The 20,207-nt window shown below is 45.8% G+C and carries 20 protein-coding genes; 4 read left to right on the top strand and 16 right to left on the bottom strand.

The features are described from left to right. Nucleotides 1-8: 8 nt before the first annotated feature. Nucleotides 9-134 (bottom strand): hypothetical protein, encoded by a 126-nt coding sequence (locus tag LIN78_RS18095; RefSeq protein WP_264474490.1) that lies wholly within the window; start codon nt 132-134, stop codon nt 9-11. A 374-nt stretch (nt 135-508) separates the two neighbouring features. On the opposite strand from LIN78_RS18095, the gene leuA reads away from it, so the two are divergent. Then, complete coding sequence (gene leuA, locus LIN78_RS05380) at nt 509-2,179, top strand: 2-isopropylmalate synthase (RefSeq protein ID WP_227179284.1); 1,671 nt, start codon at nt 509-511, stop codon at nt 2,177-2,179. A 130-nt stretch (nt 2,180-2,309) separates the two neighbouring features. Then, nucleotides 2,310-4,109, top strand: coding sequence for a 2-isopropylmalate synthase (locus LIN78_RS05375; protein ID WP_227179282.1), 1,800 nt, complete (start codon nt 2,310-2,312; stop codon nt 4,107-4,109). Nucleotides 4,110-4,419: 310 nt separating this feature from the next. Here LIN78_RS05375 and LIN78_RS05370 read toward each other — a convergent pair whose 3' ends face one another. The 15 genes from LIN78_RS05370 to rpmH form a co-directional block, all read right to left on the bottom strand. Next, nucleotides 4,420-5,001: an HD domain-containing protein gene (locus tag LIN78_RS05370; protein WP_227179280.1), complete on the bottom strand. Its 582-nt coding sequence runs from the start codon at nt 4,999-5,001 to the stop codon at nt 4,420-4,422. Between the two features lie 845 nt (nt 5,002-5,846). After that, a complete protein-coding gene (locus LIN78_RS05365; protein ID WP_227179278.1) occupies nt 5,847-6,242 on the bottom strand; it encodes a hypothetical protein in 396 nt (131 codons plus the stop codon). Next, entirely contained in the window at nt 6,239-7,879 is a 1,641-nt protein-coding gene (locus LIN78_RS05360) for a DUF3631 domain-containing protein (RefSeq protein ID WP_227179276.1), read from the bottom strand. Before LIN78_RS05360 ends, LIN78_RS05365 begins: the two co-directional genes overlap by 4 nt. Beyond that, nucleotides 7,879-8,910 carry a DUF7146 domain-containing protein gene (locus tag LIN78_RS05355; protein ID WP_227179274.1) on the bottom strand — a complete coding sequence of 344 codons (1,032 nt, stop codon included), beginning with the start codon at nt 8,908-8,910 and terminating at the stop codon, nt 7,879-7,881. Before LIN78_RS05355 ends, LIN78_RS05360 begins: the two co-directional genes overlap by 1 nt. Then, nucleotides 8,903-9,280, bottom strand: a complete 378-nt coding sequence (locus tag LIN78_RS05350; RefSeq protein ID WP_227179272.1) for a hypothetical protein — start codon at nt 9,278-9,280, stop codon at nt 8,903-8,905. The genes LIN78_RS05355 and LIN78_RS05350 overlap by 8 nt, the downstream gene beginning before the upstream one ends. 3 nt (nt 9,281-9,283) lie before the next feature. Beyond that, entirely contained in the window at nt 9,284-9,532 is a 249-nt protein-coding gene (locus LIN78_RS05345; protein ID WP_227179270.1) for a hypothetical protein, read from the bottom strand. Continuing rightward, entirely contained in the window at nt 9,533-10,183 is a 651-nt protein-coding gene (locus LIN78_RS05340) for a helix-turn-helix domain-containing protein (protein ID WP_227179268.1), read from the bottom strand. Between the two features lie 10 nt (nt 10,184-10,193). Next, nucleotides 10,194-10,415: a helix-turn-helix transcriptional regulator gene (locus tag LIN78_RS05335; RefSeq protein ID WP_227179266.1), complete on the bottom strand. Its 222-nt coding sequence runs from the start codon at nt 10,413-10,415 to the stop codon at nt 10,194-10,196. A gap of 209 nt (nt 10,416-10,624) precedes the next feature. Next, nucleotides 10,625-11,413 carry a hypothetical protein gene (locus LIN78_RS05330; RefSeq protein WP_227179263.1) on the bottom strand — a complete coding sequence of 263 codons (789 nt, stop codon included), beginning with the start codon at nt 11,411-11,413 and terminating at the stop codon, nt 10,625-10,627. Nucleotides 11,414-11,668: 255 nt separating this feature from the next. Then, nucleotides 11,669-12,874: a tyrosine-type recombinase/integrase gene (locus LIN78_RS05325; RefSeq protein WP_227179261.1), complete on the bottom strand. Its 1,206-nt coding sequence runs from the start codon at nt 12,872-12,874 to the stop codon at nt 11,669-11,671. A gap of 183 nt (nt 12,875-13,057) precedes the next feature. Further along, nucleotides 13,058-14,392, bottom strand: coding sequence for a tRNA uridine-5-carboxymethylaminomethyl(34) synthesis GTPase MnmE (mnmE, locus tag LIN78_RS05320; RefSeq protein WP_227179259.1), 1,335 nt, complete (start codon nt 14,390-14,392; stop codon nt 13,058-13,060). Between the two features lie 97 nt (nt 14,393-14,489). Continuing rightward, on the bottom strand, nt 14,490-16,130 hold the full coding sequence (yidC, locus tag LIN78_RS05315; RefSeq protein WP_227179257.1) for a membrane protein insertase YidC: 1,641 nt from the start codon (nt 16,128-16,130) through the stop codon (nt 14,490-14,492). Between the two features lie 26 nt (nt 16,131-16,156). Then, entirely contained in the window at nt 16,157-16,366 is a 210-nt protein-coding gene (yidD, locus tag LIN78_RS05310) for a membrane protein insertion efficiency factor YidD (RefSeq protein ID WP_227179255.1), read from the bottom strand. Continuing rightward, complete coding sequence (gene rnpA / locus LIN78_RS18380) at nt 16,363-16,725, bottom strand: ribonuclease P protein component (RefSeq protein ID WP_227179253.1); 363 nt, start codon at nt 16,723-16,725, stop codon at nt 16,363-16,365. The genes yidD and rnpA overlap by 4 nt, the downstream gene beginning before the upstream one ends. Then, the gene (rpmH, locus tag LIN78_RS05300) at nt 16,718-16,852 is read right to left on the bottom strand and encodes a 50S ribosomal protein L34 (RefSeq protein WP_227179251.1); all 135 of its coding nucleotides are present in this window, start codon (nt 16,850-16,852) and stop codon (nt 16,718-16,720) included. Before rpmH ends, rnpA begins: the two co-directional genes overlap by 8 nt. 294 nt (nt 16,853-17,146) lie before the next feature. Between rpmH and dnaA the strand changes: the two genes are divergently transcribed. Continuing rightward, complete coding sequence (dnaA, locus tag LIN78_RS05295; protein WP_227179249.1) at nt 17,147-18,562, top strand: chromosomal replication initiator protein DnaA; 1,416 nt, start codon at nt 17,147-17,149, stop codon at nt 18,560-18,562. A gap of 434 nt (nt 18,563-18,996) precedes the next feature. After that, complete coding sequence (gene dnaN, locus LIN78_RS05290; protein ID WP_227179248.1) at nt 18,997-20,103, top strand: DNA polymerase III subunit beta; 1,107 nt, start codon at nt 18,997-18,999, stop codon at nt 20,101-20,103. Nucleotides 20,104-20,207 lie beyond the last annotated feature (104 nt).

The following is a 20,207-nucleotide window of genomic DNA, read 5'->3' as shown; positions in this document are numbered from 1 at the left end:
GGCTTGGCTTATTTACCGAAAGCTTGTTGTTTCTGAGCTAGGTAGTCATCGTGGTTATGGTTGTCTGCTGCTGAAGCGGTCATTGCAGCACCAAGGGCCAATACTGAAGCGACGATTGCGATAATTTTTTTCATGATTCATTTCCTTTACATTCAGTGATCTGTCTTTTCGACAGAGAAGTTAGCCAGCTAGTAATCAGTTCGCTAACTAAGTGACTGCATTATTTCATCTTCAATTTCGATTAAAAAGCGGATAATTTAACTTATTTAAATCAATATTTTCGATATGTTTCCTTGTACGCTTCTTTCATTTTCTAAAAGATGCTAAGGCCCCGCATCCAAGATCTTTGCTACAGAAGCCGACAAATGTCCAATTTATTAGACATAATTATTATCTACACTTTAGAATTTGTACTTTACCTGCCTAGTTTTCTAATATAAATTCTACATTAAGTAGATATTCATTAATGCACCGTTTATATATTAGACATTTAGTCAGAAAGATTAGAATGAACGCAGATAAATACGCAAAATTCCAAGCCATGCCATTTACCGATAGAAACTGGCCAAATCAACAGATTTATCAAGCACCCATTTGGTGTAGTACAGACTTAAGAGATGGCAATCAGGCGCTAGCAAACCCCATGTCGGTTGCTACCAAGCATGCTTTTTTCAATTTATTAGTGAAAATTGGCTTCAAAGAGATTGAGGTTGCCTTTCCTAGCGCCTCAGAAATCGACTTTCAGTTTGTTCGTGAACTCATTGAAGAAGATCGCATACCTTCAGATGTCACCATCGGCGCCATCACGCAAGCAAGATCGCATTTAATTGAGAAAACTTTTGAGGCATTCAAAGGGGCAAAAAGGGTAATTATTCATCTATACAATCCGACCGCACCAAGATGGCGAGAGGTGGTTTATCAGAAAACCAAGGCCGAAATGATCGATATGGCGGTTTCAGCTACCGCCCAAATTAAAGCGTTAGCATTGGCAAACCCAGAGACAGAATGGGTGTTTCAATATTCGCCAGAAACATTTTCTGCGACGGAAATCGACTTCTCATTAGCAATTTGTGAAGCCGTCGTTGCTTGCTGGCAGCCCACGCCAGCACAGCCCATGATCTTAAATTTGCCAGCAACGGTAGAGTTAAGCACCCCAAACCATTACGCCGATCAAATCGAGTGGATGCATCGGCACCTTGCAAACCGCGATGCCATTTACCTTTCTGTTCACCCTCACAATGACAGAGGCACAGGGGTTGCCGCGGCAGAATTAGCTGTTACAGCTGGCGCAGAACGGATTGAAGGCTGCCTATTTGGCAATGGTGAACGTACAGGGAATGTAGATTTAGTCACACTGGCCATGAATCTTTATTCACAAGGGATAGACCCTAAACTAGATTTCTCTCAGATAGATGAAATCAAGACAGCGGTAGAAACCTTTACCAATTTACCGGTTCACCCACGTCACCCCTATGCTGGCGACTTGGTTTACACCGCCTTTTCAGGATCTCACCAAGATGCGATCAAAAAAGGATTTGCGGCACAAGCGCCAGATCAACCCTGGTCAGTTCCGTATCTACCGATCGATCCAAAAGACGTTGGCAGAAATTACGAAGCGGTCATTGTCGTTAATAGCCAATCTGGCAAAGGAGGAATTGCCTGGGTGCTAGAGCAGCAATTTCATTATCGCTTGCCTCGTGCGTTTCAAGCTGCATTTGCGCAGTTTGTACAACAAGAAAGCGACCGGACAGGCATTGCCCAAACGCCAGCACAAATTCATCAGCTATTTGAGCAATATTTTCGACCAACATCGCCTTTGTTGGCACTCAACCCAGACAGCGCTTATCAATTTAAAGCACATCAACTTGAAATATGCTTAATTCATCAATCCAACATCGTGGAATTGAGCAGCCAGGGGAGTGGGCCATTACATGCGCTACTAAACGCACTGAATCAATATTTCAGTAAAGACGCTGAGATTATTCAATATGAAGAACATGCGATTGAACGTGGCGCATCTGCCAATGCCGTTTGTTATGTCGAACTTAGTCACCCAGATGGTAAGCTGTCACAAGGAATTGGACAACATGAAGACATTGTTGCCGCCTCGTTTTATGCGCTTTTAAATGCCTTTGCCGCACTGATTGATGTTAAAAATGAGGAAAAATCTAAATATTAGACATTTTGGGAAATAAATAGGCGGCATATTTGCTATTTATCGATAAAAACCCTAAATTTTAGACAAATATCGTTTGACCATCTGTCCAAATCTCGATATGATTTGTCTAACAGTATTTGAAGGAACTTCCATGCAATTGGACATCGAACGTCTAATCCGTGACTTCGGCGGCCCTAGCGCCCTGGCAGAAGCGTTTATCCAAGCCTTCCCAGATGATCCAGTCACTCGTTCAGCCATCTACAAATGGCGTGAACGTGGCAGCATACCGCTTGCACATGTCAATAAGCTTGGCATGTTGGCAAACCGCATGGGAAAAGCATTTAACATTCATCACTATTTTATCGGTGAAACCACTAATAGCAGTGAAACTCAACAGAAAGTCCAGCATATGAGCAACCGTTTGTATATCTTCGATACCACTTTGCGTGATGGCGAACAAAGCCCTGGCGCTTCTATGACCAAAGAAGAGAAAATCCGCATTGCGCGTCAGCTGGAAAAACTAGGTGTTGATATCATTGAAGCGGGTTTTGCAGCGGCTAGCCCAGGCGATTTCGATGCCATCAAATCCATCGCTGAAGTAGTGAAGAATTCTACTGTCTGTTCATTGGCTCGCGCCAATGAAAAAGATGTACGCACCGCCGGCGAAGCAATTAAACCTGCTGCCCGTGGCCGTATCCATACCTTTATCGCAACTAGCCCGATTCATATGGAGAAAAAACTTCGTATGACACCAGATCAGGTGGTGGAAGCAGCGGTAAAAGCAGTCAAAATTGCACGCGAATACACAGATGACGTCGAGTTTTCTGCAGAAGATGCATTGCGTTCAGATATCGATTTCTTGGCGCGTGTATTTAGCGCAGTGATCGAAGCAGGCGCGACAACATTAAACGTACCAGATACCGTCGGTTACGCTGTACCACAACGCACCGAAGCCTTCTTCCGTGAATTGATCGCAAAAACCAAAGGTGGCGATAAAGTCATTTGGTCTGCACACTGCCATAACGATTTGGGCATGGCCGTTGCCAACTCTTTGGCCGCCGTAATGGGTGGTGCTCGCCAAGTAGAATGTACCATTAACGGCTTGGGTGAGCGTGCAGGTAATGCTAGCTTGGAAGAAATCGTGATGGCAGTACGCACTCGCCACGATATTTTCGGCGTAGAAACCCAAGTAGATGCGACACAAATTGTGCCAAGCTCTAAATTGGTTTCTACCATTACTGGATATCCAGTACAGCCAAACAAAGCCATTGTGGGCGCCAATGCATTTGCGCATGAGTCTGGCATTCACCAAGATGGCGTGTTGAAACACCGTGAAACCTACGAAATCATGTCGGCAGAATCAGTGGGTTGGACAGCGAACCGCCTAACATTGGGTAAATTGTCTGGTCGCAATGCATTCAAAACCAAATTGAATTCATTAGGCATCGTGTTGGAAAGCGAAGAAGCATTAAACGCTGCGTTTGCCCGCTTTAAAGAATTGGCCGACAAAAAACGTGAGATTTTCGATGAAGACTTGCAAGCCTTGATGTCTAACGAATCTCACCAGCAAGAAGTGGAAGCATTTAAATTAGTTTCATTGCGCGTACATAGTGAAACCGGTGAAATTCCACAAGCCTCTATCGTTATTAGTTCACCTGATGGTGAGAAGCACGCAGAAAGCAATGGCTCTGGCCCTGTGGATGCATCGTTCAAAGCAATTGAAGCGATTGTGCAATCCGGTAGCGAATTACAACTTTACTCGGTCAATGCCATCACTAGTGGTACAGATAGCCAAGGCGAAGTAACTGTCCGTCTGAATAAAGATGGCCGTGTCGTCAACGGGCAGGGCGCGGATACCGATATCGTTGTCGCCAGTGCAAAAGCCTACTTAGCCGCACTTTCACGCCTAAGCCATGCGGGCAAGTTGAACGCACAAACTGCTGAAATCTGATTTATTGCTAAGTAAACTTAGCTAAAAAGTCGCGAACCGTCTGCTGGCCAAAAGCCAGTTGCGGACCAGAAGCCACCGGTTACCCCCGGTGGCTTCAACTTTTTAAGCCTTCTCACCACATATACCGTTTAGACTTCTCCATTGGTTTTCTCATTCACCAATCGCTGTTTCACGTGAAACAGCAAAAACCACAGAAAAAAACGGCCTCTCAAAACACGCTAGAATTCATCTTTAATCGATGATCCATATCATTTCATTTACCAATAAAAAAATCGCCCTAAGGCGATTTTTAAGCGTTTTAGCCAGCTCACTAGACTGAACCCATTTGAACCTGTTGAATTAATTCATCGACAACCCTAGCCAACTCGTCAGAAACAGGGGATGGATAATATTGTCTTAACGCCGAAGCAATCGATTGCTGATACCATAGCGTAGCATCCATACCCGCATTAAACCGATCAAACACCGAAAAACCAATCTGATAAAAATCAGAAAGGAGTGATCGTGCATTATGCAATTTATCGCACGCGGTAACTAATAATGCAGAAGGTGATTTGTTGGGAAGGTTAGTCAAATACAATTCTTTTCGTTGCCGCCAACTAGCAGCACCTCTGTCCAATCCTTCAATAGAGTCTGAACATGCAGAGACAATCTCTAGTACCGCCGTACCAAATTGCGCTTCGATATCAGTAGCTAGCTCTTCCCCAACGTCTTCTAATACGTCATGCAACAAGCCCGCAATCGCTTCGTCTTCCGAGCCACCATGCTCTAGCACCAAACCCGCAACAGCAAGTAGATGAGACACATAGGGAATATTGCCACCTTTGCGGCACTGATCACCGTGTGCAGTTACCGCAAAAGAAACCGCCGCAGAAAAACGAGGAGTTAGCATCCTTACTTCCCAATACAAAACGTAGAAAATCCTCTGAGATAGCTAAATAGCTTGATCTACAGACATACAATACACAGCTTGGACATAAACTTGGACATATAAACGTAAAGTACCCCCTCGCGCGTGCGCGCGTACTGCTGTAAAAACGCTTCCTTTTTTATGGACTCCAAAAACTCATTCAGGGGCATCTTCCCCTATTGGGGGTTGAGCTTCTTTGGGGTTGGGCGATACAGCACCAGCAGCATTCAACCATGCAATGCAAGGGTTTGTCGCCTCTCGCGTGCGCGCATGCGCGTATTGCTTGGAGAATGCACTCCAAATAATGATGGATGGGTGTAATAGATAGGGGCGGTTCGCTGGTCAGGGACGACGCAATCCATCCTTACTTCAGATTATTAGCCTGACGAGGGTGCTATTTCCCTCAACCGGCCAGCGAACCATTGAACTTATAAAGCTGTTTAAAGCATAGCACACATGCATTTGTGTAACGCTCCGATATTATCTACTTTTTTATGGACTCCGAAAACCCTTAGCCCCTGTGCTGTGCATGGTGTTGAACACTAACATTTACTAACATCTACGCAGATTCGTTGGGTTGAGTAAATGTGATTACACAGCAATTTGAAAAATGCTCATAACTCAGCTATGTTTCAGAGGAGTCGAGACCTATAGCTTCGGAAGGGTGCTCCGCATTTGTGTGGCGTTCCACGTATGCAGCCACCCCCGGTTTTGAGGGGTCTCGATTCTGAACGCCAATCACTCCCCCCTTTTTTATGGACTCTAAAAACCCCAACAGACAATAAAAAACCCGCCTGATTTGGCGGGTCTGTGTGGTCGTTTGGCTTTTACTGGTTATAGAACGGTTGTCCCATGTCCTCCCATCTGATGGCCTGATCCCAAATAAACTCGATGGCGGCTTGTGGCTCTCTGGTAAACCAGTCTGTCAGCAATCGTAAATCATCCTCCGGCCATCCGTATGTAACCGACAATATCCGCAAACCACGGGCAAGGGCTTTTACTTGAGCATGTGGGTATCTTCCGACTAGCAATTGCTCGTTGGCGGCTGTGCTATCTCCAAGCAAGGATAGCAACTCTGCCTTGTGCTGGATGATGGCAGGGGTCAGCCTTGTTAGAGTTTCCTTTGCTTGACCGGATAAAGCACGGCATTTGATACGGTCGCCGTTTGGTTCCAGTATTAAGCCATGCAAGGTTGCATCTTCGATGATCTGTACGGCGTTCATAGATCCACCTCTATGCCATCTGTTCCGGTTGCTTGTAACGTCATTTGTGGGGCGTTTGCTGGTGCTGTGTTAGCGTAACTTTTCCCCATTTCGCTATTTTGTGATGTTCTATGTGTAACATCGTAACAACCCGTATGGATACTAGCTTCCAGCCGTTTTTCATGTGTAACATGGTTTTTTGATGTTACGTGTGCAAAATCGCTGCAACCCGCATGGTTACTGGGTTGTAACAATGTTACGTTTGGAAGTGTTACATCAGGCAAATAACGCTTAAATGCATCTTCAAAATCATCTTTTCGGTAGCCTCTCGCAGTAGAAAAACCTATCCGTAACACACTTGAGCCAATCCCAAATGACTTGAGCCTGTTCACCAATTGCTTGGGCGTCATCTCACGGCCACGGTTATAGGTGCGCCACATCTTTTCATCATCACTAACCAAAGCATCAATCAAATCTTTGCTGCTAATCTTGTCCGCATCCTTGTCTGCAAAAATATCTCGAATATCGGCTAGCAACTCTTGATCAACACTTGGGGCATCTTCCACCCCTGAAAGTTTGAGCGCCGCTTTCCTTGCCTTGTCTGACCATCCAGCACCAGCCGCATCAGCAATCGCTAGTAGTGGCTCCCAGTTGTCAGCAGTTCGATTGTTTAAACCATTGGGTATGCTTGGTAGGACATTGGTGATTTGTTCGGCGTTATCCTCTGTCCATCGTGCAATGCGGCTTTTCAGGTCTAGGAAAAACGCCTCCGCCTGTTTGCTGCGTCTGCGCTCAGTAGTTTCATGGGGTAGTTTCCGGCGCATGGCAAGGGGTATAGATCGGCTTTCTATCGTGCCTGCACGTTTTCCAATGCCTGCAATGGCCTTTGCACCCCATGTGCTGAATCGCCGTGGCTCTAGTTCATCACCTACCACGCGCAACACGTATGCACTGTCTCTGGTGTGTCCACTGTTAAGCAGGCCGCGCAAGTCCTCGTTGTTGTCTGCGCTAGCGTCTGCCTCGTCAATCAATAGGGTTGGCCGCCATTTCTCTACCGCACGATATAGCGCGGCGGGTGAGATATTGGAAACGGTCATTGCTCGTCTGGATAGCTTGCCTAGCATGGCCAGCATTTCAGACTTTCCGCAATTGCGCTCAGGGGCGGTGATGTTGGCAATTGGCGCAATGCTCACATGATCAATTAACCAAGTCATGCAAACCCATAGGCTAGCGGCAATCGCCGTTTCCTGATCGCAAATGATGTAGCGGCGGATTGTCTGGCAAACATCAGTTAGTAGCTCGTCACCATCAACAGGCAATAAGCAGGGCATAGGGTCGTCAAACTCTACCGCTTGCCCTTTGTCTGTACTGTTTGCCGCCTCATGCTCTTTACGCTTTGCCCTGACTAGCTTATCCAGAATGGTAGGGCGGATAGCAATTTTAGCTGCCGCCGCCTCTCTTACCCGCTCATACTGCAATTCGGATAATGAGGCCAGCCGCTCGATGGTTTGATCATCACTTTCCACGTCCAGGGCATTCACGGGTGGGGTAGCGGCTACATCCAGCATTGGCAAACTTGGCAGGGCTGGTGCTGCATCTGCTTGGGCTGGTGTATCATCACCAAACAGGCTTAGGGTTTTGTCGTCTACGTACTCCATTAAGCCGCCCTCCCTTGTAGTTGCTGCAAGTGGTCGTTCCAGTCCTGCCCCTGTTCGGTAGGGGTAAGGATGCGAACGGTTAGCCCTTTGGTCATTAAGCGCATAGCCAGCATATTGGCGGCATGTGCTCCCGCCTTGTCATGGTCGGCAAATATCACTACCTCTTTCACAACATACGGTAAAACAATGTTTTCCATCCCCCATGCACTGATACCCGCCCATACTGGCATTTGCGCCATCAGATAAGCCGCTAGCGCGGTTTCTATGCCCTCTGCTATACCCAAGGTGCTATTTGCATGAAAAAGCCGTATAGCGGCGTTTTGCAGGTCTGTCCCGTGGGTAATCTTCTTTGGCTTGGGTACGTCTGCTTTTCTGCCGTGTGGCGTTAGATAGGTGATATGCAAGCCCACTAGCTCACCCGCGGGGTTCTCGATACGGGCAATCATGGCAGGGTAATTGCCTAGCTTCTCCGGCTTACCATCTGCCCCCACTTGCCAGTAATCCAAGCTTGTATGAAAGCGTAGCGAATCAGGGTAAGCATCCAGCATCAGCCCACGGCTTTTGAGGTACAGGCCGACAGGTGAGCCGCTGGTTATCGGGTGGCCTTGCTGCCATATCCCTTGGGCTTTCTCTGCCGCCTTTTTAGCCTGCTGGTGGCGTTGTTCTGCTGTGGTGGTATCGTTAGCCGCCTTGCATGGGATAAACGCTTTACGGGGCGATTCTGACGGGCTAGGGGTAATCAAACGGAATGCACGGGCAACATATAGGAACGCCCCCTTAATATCGCAATCCAGTACCCTAGCCAGTAGCTGAAAGCCATCTCCGTTCTCTGGCTGGCATTGGCTACAAATCCATGTGCCTAACTTGCCCGAATCAATGAAGCGGAAACGGTCTTTACCCCCGCAAAACGGGCAGGGTGTATGCCTACCTGTCAGATAGGCTTGATGCAATCCCGCATCCGTTAATATTTGCTTCCAGTTGCCGCATGCGATGGCGCGGATCCGCTGAAAATCTATTTGGGGGTTACTCATGATTGCCCCCAATCTTGCCGCGATTACGCGCACATTCCATCGCATCTAGTTGAAATTGCGCGGCAAGTGATACATCCAATAGGGTTTTGCCTGCTTCCATGGTTTGGGCAATGCTGAAAAGCAAGCTAGAAACGCTTTGCTTATCCTGAAACGATCCGGTGTTGTGGTCATCAGCCACCAAGCAGGCCAAGCCCTCTATGGTGCTCATTTGGTTGGCAAATAGTCGTTCTGCCTCGTATACGGCATTAGAAAACCATTTGGTTTCCTCGTAGCTTAGGCTTGATTTGCTCTTGTCCCATAGCATGTTCATCACGTTGGCTAGGGTCATGCAAGGTAGATTGTCGATGGCTGTGATTGTGTTGCTAGACATGGCTTACGCCTCCTTGTGTTTGAGAGATTTTTCCGCTGCAATAAAGCGGGTGGGGGTGCTCTCACTGCACAAGACAGTCGGGGCGTTACCGCGTACCGACACCCCCATAGATGGCAGACCGCCTGCGACAATACGCAAGCCGCCCATAATCTGACGGGGTAGTGTGCCAAGCTGTAAAATCACGGCCTTGGCGTGCCGCTTGTGTTTGAGAGAGCCGCCATTATCAAGCAAGGCTTGCATAGGTTCAAGCATTTATGCAGCCTCCTTTGGCATTGGTTGGAGCCATTCAGGGCTATCAAGCGTATATAGGGCTACGTGATGTCTTACTTTTCCACGGAAAATAACGCTAGATTGCAGGTTTGTTCTGATTTGAAAACCCATATCCCGTAACTCACACACACGGGCGCATGCCTGAGGTATAGATTGGTTAGCCGTTAGCTCTAACGAGAGAATGCCCCCTTTAGCCTTACGAATTGCCTCTAGTACATCTGCTTGCTGACCTGTGACATTAGGCTTTTTCCTTGGTGATTGATCGCCATGATAGGCGTGCATGATCTGCTCTATCCGTGCATCGGTAATCGACCATGCCCATTCAAAGTGCTGAATGGTTTGTAGGGCATGGGGCAAGGTCGCCTCACATTCCAAGAGTACAGAAAGCATCTCTCCGCCTGGTTCCACCACTTCAAAGAACATCAGTTCATCACCTTGGCGGAAATAGCGGGTTAGCGTGCCATCTTTGTTGATATAGCTCTGACACAAGGCAAACCCATCCCCTTGCATTTGCTCGTCTGTAACAGGCCTAACCTTGCTGTGAAAAGGGGCTGAATGGATGGGATGATCGGTTTGCAGTAGCGCACCATCAGCAATGTAAAACGATAGATTGAGATAGGTTCTGTTTTGCATGATCTACCTCTTACGCTGCTTTACGGCTTTGTTCTACACGGGCAAGAATCCATGCCTCTACCTCGTGCTTTAGCCAGCCCACGGCATCAGCACCAAGATTGATTTGCTTGGGAAACGATGGGTCGTGCCGTGGTGACTTGGTGTTTAGCTTGTCGTAGATCGTGGCACGGGAAAGCCCTGTCATGGTTTCAACAGCAGGGCGGCGGATGATTTGGATTGGTGTGTTGCTCATAATTACCCCTTGATAAGAAAGCCTCGGTTCGTTGAGGCATGGGGCAATGATGGCGATTCTGTGAGGGTGGAATAAGACGGGAAGTTATCGAAAACTAACCCATAGAATTTCATGGAACCTAGGGGGAGGTAACAGGCTAATATTTCGCTAAGCAGTTACCTCTTATAGGATAAACCTAGCATCCATGCGGGTTGTAACTAGGGGGTAGGTTAGCTACTAGATGGTGCTCCGCCTTTGGTATCCCAGTTGGCTACCGTGCTACATTCTTCCATTGCCTTAGGGGTTGGCAGGCCGGTTTCATCGTCTGTAAGCTCAAATTCATTCGCATGCCTTTTTAGCCATGCATCTAACGTTTGCTTTGCTGATCGTTTGAGGGGATTGCCAGCCTCAATACTGGCAGTTACCGCAAGCCATGCTTGCACAGCGGCTGCCAGCTTTCTTGAGTATCTTGGATTATCTGGATCGAGATAGCCTGGCACACTATCTATCGCACTTTCATCTGGGAAGAAAAAGCCGGATTTCATCCCCTTTTCTTTTAGCCATTTTCGCAAGTTATCAATTTCGACAGTGGTTTTGCTCCAGTCGGGGCTTTTGCAAAACAAAATTCGCGGCGAAAATTGCATATTTTCATCGAGTACCCTTTCGTCCTCATTAATAGAAGGGTATTCGTCCCAGTCTGCTTGTCTAGCATTATGCCTAATAGTTGCTGCTAGTTTGCCTGCATTTATTGCATTTACAAGCGCGGTATAAGCTGTCTGAACCCATCCTACTCCATCACTATCCCTATACCCGTCACGCTCGAACCATATATCATCACTGACGTTAAAAATCACAATGTTCGGATCAAAGCCTGCAATTAATGAGGCGGCTTGCCTAACACTCAGCGGATCAACTAACCGCCAAAGTGGGTTAATAGCTTTCCAGCTTTCTGCTTCAAGTCTTTCGATTTTGGCAGTTTGTATTTCATCAACTTCGTCGTCTGTCAGGATTCTATTCATCTAACGCACCCTTTGCGTATCCCTGTATGTGGATACCGCGCCAGCGGGTCAGGGTAAACCCGTTTTCGATTGGCCTATCTAGGCGCGGCAAACTCAGTTATATCTGGTTCAAAACTAAAGTTTTCTGAAGTTCAATCTCAAATTTTATCAGGTTCAGCCATTGGCTAAAGTGAATCAAATCTCAACATTTTTCAACATGCATTGTTACGGCAAGGGCGAGATTAGGGCAAGGTTATGCGCGCTTGCTGGTGCTGCTTAGGCTTGCCGGAATGAGAGTACAGCCGCCCCATGTGTTCGTAATGAGTCGAGAAAATCAGCCCAATATTGCAACATTTCTATGCGTTGGCTTGCGTACTCAGCACGGTTATAAATGCCCCTTATACCTGGCAGTGTGTGATTTAAAGATTTCTCCACAACATCAGAAGAATAGCCTTGTTCGTTTAGCATAGTGGCTGCTGTTCTTCTCAGATCATGGACAGTAAAGGAAGGTATATCCACCCCGCGCATGGATACCTTTAGCGCATTGTTGATCGCATTGTGGGCAAATGGTTTGGTTAGACTGCCTCGCCCAGGCAATACAAGCTCACTATCATCTGCCAGCATTTTTAGTTCTTGAAACAGGCTGATTGTCTGCTTGGAAAGATAAACGATGTGTGGCTTACCTGTTTTGGATTGCTCAGCGGGAATATGCCACTCTGCTATGTCCAAGTGTACGTTCTCCCACCTAGCAAGAAGCAACTCAGACTTACGAACAAGGGTAAGTAAGCAGATATGCAAGGCCAGCTTGAATTGACGCCTGATATTGGAGTTATAAACCGCGTTCAAGAAGGCTTTTATCTCTTGACTAGTCAGTGCACGGTCTCTTGATACTTGCTTGTGTACATGCCGTGCAGGTAACGCGCTAATAGGATTGGCAGCCATAACGCCCTTGGCGATTGCTTTATCACATATCCGCTTTAGTAGGCCATGAACATTGGCAGCGGCGGCATCAAAACCTTGATCCTTTTTCCGCCAAATGACTTTTCTAGCATCCTCAGGTGTTAGCTCGCTGATTCGCTTATGTCCAAGAAACGGCAATAAGTCTTTGTCCAACACTCTGCGCGGTATCGTGCAATCTTTCCGCTCTTTCATCTGGAAGTTTACAAAGTAATATTCCGCAAACTCGGCAAAGGTTGTTTCTTTGCTGCTTCCTTCCTTTATGGCCTGCTTTTCTTTAGCTGGCGACTGCCCTTGGGCGACCATTGCGGCGGCTTCATCACGTTTGATACGGGCGTTTTTTAAGGACAGGGCAGGATATTTGCCAAGGGTTAGCTTTTCGTACTTCCCATTTAGCCGATAGCGGTAGCGCCAGACAATACCACCAGTAGGGAAAACCTCTACATACAAGCCACGGTCATCGGTGACGGTATAAACCTTCTCCTGTGGCTTTAGTGCCTTGATAGCTGTATCTGACAGCGCCATTTCTTGCCCCTATGTCCAAGTTAGTCACTTTTTCCATGTCCAAGTTTACTTGTACATAAACTTGGACATAAGAATCGTTGGCTCTAGCTAGTATCGTTTGGACATTATAAGAACGTCAGAACAAGTAAACAAGCGGCTTTAATGGGTGATATTAGATTTCGTTGGAACGGCTTAGAATTGGAGTTACTTTCCAATACAGAAGCGACTAAAAATTTCGCCTAACAAATCATCCGCAGTAAATTCCCCCGTAATGGAAGATAGCTGATGCTGGGCTAAGCGGAGTTCTTCTGCAATAAATTCGATTTGATGGCCCGCCGCCGCTGCAAGAGAAAGATGCTCTGCCGCCATTTGAATCGCAATTAGGTGGCGTTCACGTGCCATAAACACCCCTTCACCCGCCTGCCAACCAGCCTGATGCAACAATCGTTGACGCAATAAATCTACACCTTGGCCTTGTCTTGCAGATAACCAAACATGCCACTCACCATCGCGTACTTCTTCACTTAACCCATGTTCAGAAAGATCAATCTTGTTATGAACGGTTAATCGAGGAACGGCTGGCAATTTTGCCAGAATTTCTTCATCTTCTGCCGTTACACCGTTTCGTGCATCAACTAACAACAGGACTAAATCTGCTTTGTTTACCGCCGCCCAAGTACGCTCAATCCCAATTTTCTCCACCGTATCGACCGTATCTCGCAGGCCCGCTGTATCAATTAAATGCAGCGGAATCCCTTCTAGGTGAATTAACTCACGCAAAGTGTCTCGTGTTGTCCCGGCAATATCGGTCACAATCGCCACTTCATCACCCGCCAACTGGTTCATCAAACTCGATTTACCCACATTCGGCTGACCTACCAACACCACATTCATGCCATCACGCAGTAATCTACCTTGCCCAGCAGAACGTTGAAGTCGTGAAAGATGCTCACGCAACGCCGTTAATTTGCCTGCCGCATCTGCCGCTTCCAAGAAATCGATATCTTCTTCCGGAAAATCTAAGGTCGCTTCCACCAACATCCTAAGGTTAATCAAGCCTTCTACCAAGGTATTTACTTGGCTAGAAAACTCACCAGAAAGTGATCGCATTGCACTTTTCGCCGCTTCTTCAGAACTCGCTTCAATTAGATCCGCCACGCTTTCAGCTTGGGCTAAATCTAGTTTATCGTTCATAAAAGCACGTTTGGTAAATTCACCAGGTTCAGCTAATCTGGCCCCCAATTCTACGCAGCGTTTAAGTAATCTCTGCAAAACCGCAGGCCCGCCATGCCCTTGCAGTTCGATCACATCTTCACCGGTAAATGAATGAGGGGCAGGGAAATAAAGCACCAAACCACTGTCAATTAAGCTGGCATCCTCATCACGAAACCCTGCTAACGTCGCCATTCTTGGTTCTGGTTGCTTACCGGAAATTGCCTGAGCAAACGGTAATAAATCTTTACCGGAAATGCGTATAACCCCTACGCCACCGCGGCCAGGTGCGGTAGCAATTGCTGCGATCGTATCCGTTTGCAACATGCAAACTCCATCCTAATTGAACTAGTGAATAATGAATTTTACCGCCTAGAAACGACAACGGCCACTTTCGTGGCCGTTTTTCATCTAACGATGCAAATTACTTTTTACTACCCATCGTTTTGTAGATCACTTTTTGCTGAATGATCGACAAGATATTGTTCACCAACCAGTACAACACCAAACCGCTTGGAGAGAAGAAGAAGAACACGCTAAACATAAGCGGCATAATCTTCATCATTTTTGCCTGCATTGGATCTGCAGGTGGTGGGTTCAAGGTGGTTTGGTACCACATAGAAACCGCCATAATCAACGGCAAGATGTAGTATGGATCCGCATGAGACAAATCTTGAATCCAGAACATCCAAGGTGCATGACGTAATTCCACCGCACCCAACAAGCACCAGTACAAGCCCATAAACACAGGAATCTGAATCAACATTGGCAAACAACCGCCTAATGGATTGATCTTCTCTGTTTTATACAGTTCCATCATTGCTTGGTGTTGTTTCTGACGATCATCACCAAACTTCTCGCGAATGCTTTGTAGGCGAGGTGCGATATCACGCATTTTTGCCATTGAGCGGTAACTTGCAGCAGACGGGTAATAGAACACCGCTTTAATTAGCACGGTCAGCAGAATAATTGCCCAACCCCAGTTGCCAACCAATGCATGCAATTTCACCAATAACCAGAATAGTGGATCAGCAAAAATGCGGAAAATACCATAGTCTTTAGTCAGTGTTAGGCTAGGTGAAACCTTATCCATTGCCGCACTGTCTTCAGGGCCAGAGTACAATTGCACGGTGTAATCTTGTGTTTTACCTGCAGCAACTGCTGGTAAATTCACAATCGTACCCATCGAGTACAAACCGTTAGATTGCTTTTTCAGCTCGAAAGTACGGTCAGCATTTTTAGCACAATCGTCAGAAGCAGCATCTTTAGCAGCTGGTGGTAACCAAACACTAATGAAGTAGTGTTGAACCATACCTACCCAACCGGTGCTACAACGAGTAACAAAGTTTTCTTTGTTTTTGTCGATGTCGCTAAAGCTAACTTTTTGGTATTTCTTCTGTTCGGTATATACCGCTGCGCCATGGAAAGCAGAAGAAAACATCATGTTTGAAGCTGGGTCTGCACCATCACGCAAAATGCGATAGTAAGCATTTGGTGTAATTGGTTTACCAGAATCATTTTTGATCTGATAAGTCACATCAATTGCATAATTGCCACGATGGAAAGTCATTAACTTACTCACCGTAATACCATTTTCAGCTGGCGCATCTAGCTTCACAACCAGTTTATCTTGGCCTTCTGCCAATGCATAATTCGTTGCAGCTGCTGTGAAATGCGTTTTGTGATTTGGAAAACCTGCATTAGTAAATCCACTTTGTGCAACGTAAGTTGCCTCTTTAGTCGATTGCATTAATACAAATGGCTGTTTGCTACCATTGTCTGCCAAATGCTTGAACAACTCTAGGTGACGGATATCACCGCCAACGGTGTCAATTTCAGCTGAAATCAAATCGGTTTTAACCTTGATTCGGCTTCCATTTTCTAGTGTTGTTGCTTCTGGTTGCACCACTGGGGCGCTAGATGTAGCTGGCGCAGAGCTTGTTTTTTCTGCAGAAGCAGGCTGTTCAGCAAACAACGCTGGGTTTGTTTTCACCTGATACTCTTGCCACAAAAATAGCGTAGCAATCGAAATGGCGATAAACAGAATGAGACGTTTGAATTCCATGGTCTAACCTATTGGTTGGCGACAGATCAAGGGACAGGATCGTGACCACCCGCAGAAAACGGATGGCATCGAAGGATGCGTTTGAGCGTAAGCCAGCTGCCTTTGATCGCACCATGTTTGATCAGGGCGTGCTGGGCATACGAAGAGCAGGAAGGATAAAAACGACAAGTTGCTGGTCGCCATGAGCTGACCAGCAACTGATATGCACGAATCAAAAGCAGCAGCAAACGTGTCATACGCGTTTTAGCCTTCGCGACAGGTTCATTAATTCTTGCCTTGCTTGCAAACTATCAGATCTTTCGATCTGCTTTTTGACACGCAAGATAATATCAAAGCCTGCAAATTGTGGCCGGTTTAGTCGAAAAAACTCCCGGCACAAACGTTTTGCATAATTTCTTTTGTTCGCCGCTTTCGACACTTTTTTACTTACCACTACGCCTAGCCTTGGTTCACTTAACGTGGACGATTTGTAGAGTAACTGAAAAAAATGACCATGGTGTGACCGCCTTAAACCAAAAACGGATGAAAATTCATCCGTTTTGGTTAACCGGTAGCACCGCGGAAAGCGGTAATGCTGGCCTGTAGGCTTAAACACCCAGGCGAGCGCGGCCTTTAGCGCGACGAGCAGCGATCACTGCGCGGCCACCTTTGGTACGCATGCGAACCAAGAAACCGTGCGTACGCTTACGACGAACAACCGACGGTTGATAGGTACGTTTCATTGCGGTATTCCTTACGTTTCTTTACTAAGCAAATATTCGATTTTCCTCTGTAATGACTTGTTCTGTCAAGGTCTATTTTTGACTTAAACGGTGGATAACACTAGCTAAACGGGCTACAATGATAAGTTGCACATATAGTTTCTATACAATTGGCATGTGCCAATGGGTTAACGCCGGATAAAGCAAGGCTTGCAGCGGAATTCGGTCGGTATCATACACAAGTGTGATGATATGTTGCACAGCAAGTACACATTGAATAACTAATGATAACTACCTTGTCCATTTTTTGCATACATGTCTGAATCTGCTGTTTTCTGGTCTTCTTGTCTGGCGGTGTTCGAGTCAGAATTGACCCCCCAACAATTCAATACATGGATCAAGCCGCTTTCTATTGAAGACGCGGAGGACGGGTTTCGTCTATTGGTTCCTAACCGCTTTGTGCTCAATTGGGTAAAGGATAAATTCCTTGGCCGCATTGCTAGCCTAGCGCAAGAATATTTTGAAGCGCCTCGTGAAATTGAGCTCGTAGTTGCCGTTGCTAAAAAAACGGCAGCCAAACCAGAGGCGACTGAAAGCAATGGTAAAAAGCCCTCAGCACCTGCCATTGTGGGAAGTAATAAAGGTGGGCCGCCATTAGAACCGGCCACCGGAAGTAGTACACCAACCAAAGGAAGACCTTTAGTTGATGAATACTCCAGACTGAATCCGAACTTCACATTCGAAACGTTTGTGAATGGTAAAGCCAACCAACTAGCCCGTGCTGCGGCCATGCAGGTAGCAGATAACCCAGGCGTTGCGTATAACCCGCTGTTTGTTTACGGTGGTGTTGGTTTAGGCAAGACGCATTTAGCACAAGCAATTGGTAACTTTGTTCAACAACATAACAAACAAGCCAAGATTCGCTACATCCATGCCGAAAAATACGTGGGTGATGTGGTAAAAGCTTATCAACATAAAGCATTTGATGAGTTTAAGCGTTACTACCATTCGTTAGATGTGTTGTTAATCGATGATATTCAGTTCTTTTCTGGTAAAAACCGGACGCAAGAAGAATTTTTCTATGCCTTCAATGCATTAATTGAAGCGCATAAACAAGTCATTATTACCTGCGATACGTTCCCGCGTGAGATCGAGAACATGGAAGATCGCTTAATCTCCCGTTTTGGATGGGGATTAACGGTTGCCATCGAACCACCGGAATTAGAAATGCGGGTCGCTATTTTGCTGAAGAAGGCAGAAAGCGAACGTGTACTGTTGGATGAAAATACAGCTTTCTTTATCGCAAAGCATATTCGTTCTAACGTGCGTGAATTAGAAGGCGCACTCAAACGCGTATTAGCTTATTCCCGTTTCACTGGTCAGAAAGTGACCTTGGAACTAGCAAAAGAAGCATTAAAAGATTTGTTAGCGGTACAAAACCGCCAAATCAGTATTGATAACATCCAAAAGACCGTTGCTGACTTTTACAAGATTAAAGTCGCTGACATGCATTCGAGCAGACGAACACGTAATGTGGCACGTCCAAGGCAAGTGGCAATGGCATTGGCTAAAGAATTAACCCAATTGTCTCTACCCGATATTGGGGAAGCATTTGGCGGACGAGATCACACCACGGTGTTACATGCTTGCCGCAAGATTGCAGAACTAAGAGGCAGTGAACCAGAATTAGCACACGAATTTAACGTGTTGCTTCAAATTCTGAAGAATTAATACAGATCTTTATCAAACAAGTGGGTAAACCATTTGTTTGGTGAAGGTTTAGTGATGATGGATTATGTTCGTCACAATCGTTGTCACATGCATCATGTAGCTTAATTGAGTTATCCAATGGAAAACGCTATTAAGCGACAGCGGAACGGCCACGCTGCTAACCAGATGGCCATAGCAATTATATAAATACTTGATTTTTAAGTGAAAAAATTGCTAACAGGCTACGTGCATAATTTTTTGCATAGTTTGTGAATAACCCGGGATAAAAAATTGGCGAAAAAAAGAGCCACAAATTATCCACAGGTTTGAAACAAGATGCAGGCAATGTTTGAAGTATCAGCAAGTAGTTGAAATACAAGCGAAAAAGTGGGTTATCCACAGCAGGGCATTACCCTTATTAATCATTATCAAATCTTTTAAAAAGGTTATTTGATATGGCAATTATCGAGGCAAGCAAAGACGCTTTCATCAAACCGTTAGCAACCGTTACCGGTATTGTCGAAAAACGGCACACTATGCCGATTCTTTCTAACGTCTTGATTGAAAAGCAGGGCAACAACTTGCGTATGTTAGGAACGGATCTGGAAATTCAGATTCAGACAACTGACACACTAGAGAACCAAACAGACGATATGCGCTTTACAACCAGCGCAAAGAAGCTGTTAGACATTTTGAAAGCTTTACCTGATAGCCAGTCTGTTCGTTTAGAAACCGAAGCAAACAAACTGACCATCAGAAGTGGTAAAAGTCGTTTTAATCTGCACACCTTACCTGCAGAAGATTTGCCACAAGTTCAACTGAACAGCGAAGTACTGACTTGCATTGAAATTCCGCAAAGCCAATTAAAGGCATTGCTGCAAAAAGTACAATACGCCATGGCTAACCAAGATATTCGCTATTACCTGAATGGCCTGTATCTGGTAAGTGAAAACAAAAGCATGAAACTAGTGGCAACAGATGGTCATCGTCTTGCTTTTGTAGAAACTGAAACAAGTAATGAAGGCCCACGTGCTGAAGCCATCATTCCACGCAAAACCGTGTTGGAATTGGTAAAGCAATTGGCAGAAGTAGATGATCCTGTAAAGATTGAAATCTGCAGTAACCAGATTCGCTTTACGTTTGGCAAAATTGAATTGTTATCAAAAGTGATTGAAGGAAAATTCCCGGACTACAACCGAGTGATTCCTTTGCATAACAACAAGATTTTCAGAATTGAACGCTTGCAGTTGCTACAAGCATTACAACGTGTCGCGATTCTTTCGAATGAAAAATTCCGTGGCGTACGTGTCATGTTGGCTAACAACAGTCTGCGTATTCAGTCTGCCAACAACGAACAAGAAGAAGCCCAAGAAGAGTTGGATATCGAATATGGTTTCGATCCACTAGATATTGGCTTTAACATCAACTACCTGTTGGACGCGTTAAACCACAGTAGTTGTGAAGTAATGCAGATTGCGCTTTCTGACAGCAATGGTAGTGCACTGGTGACAGAACCAGAAAATCAGCAGTTCCGTTATGTTGTGATGCCAATGCGTATCTAGCAAAACCACAAACTAGTCACTAGTAAACCGTTTTTTGCTAGTGACTAGTAGCATAAGTAATTGATTAATAACAAGTTTTAATGGTTTTAATACCCTAAAAACCT

Origin of the sequence: Leeia speluncae (assembly GCF_020564625.1) — a bacterium.
Classification (GTDB): Bacteria; Pseudomonadota; Gammaproteobacteria; order Burkholderiales; family Leeiaceae; genus Leeia; species Leeia speluncae.
Note: the sequence above shows the minus strand (reverse complement) of the source record. Positions and strands in the feature narration are given on the sequence as shown.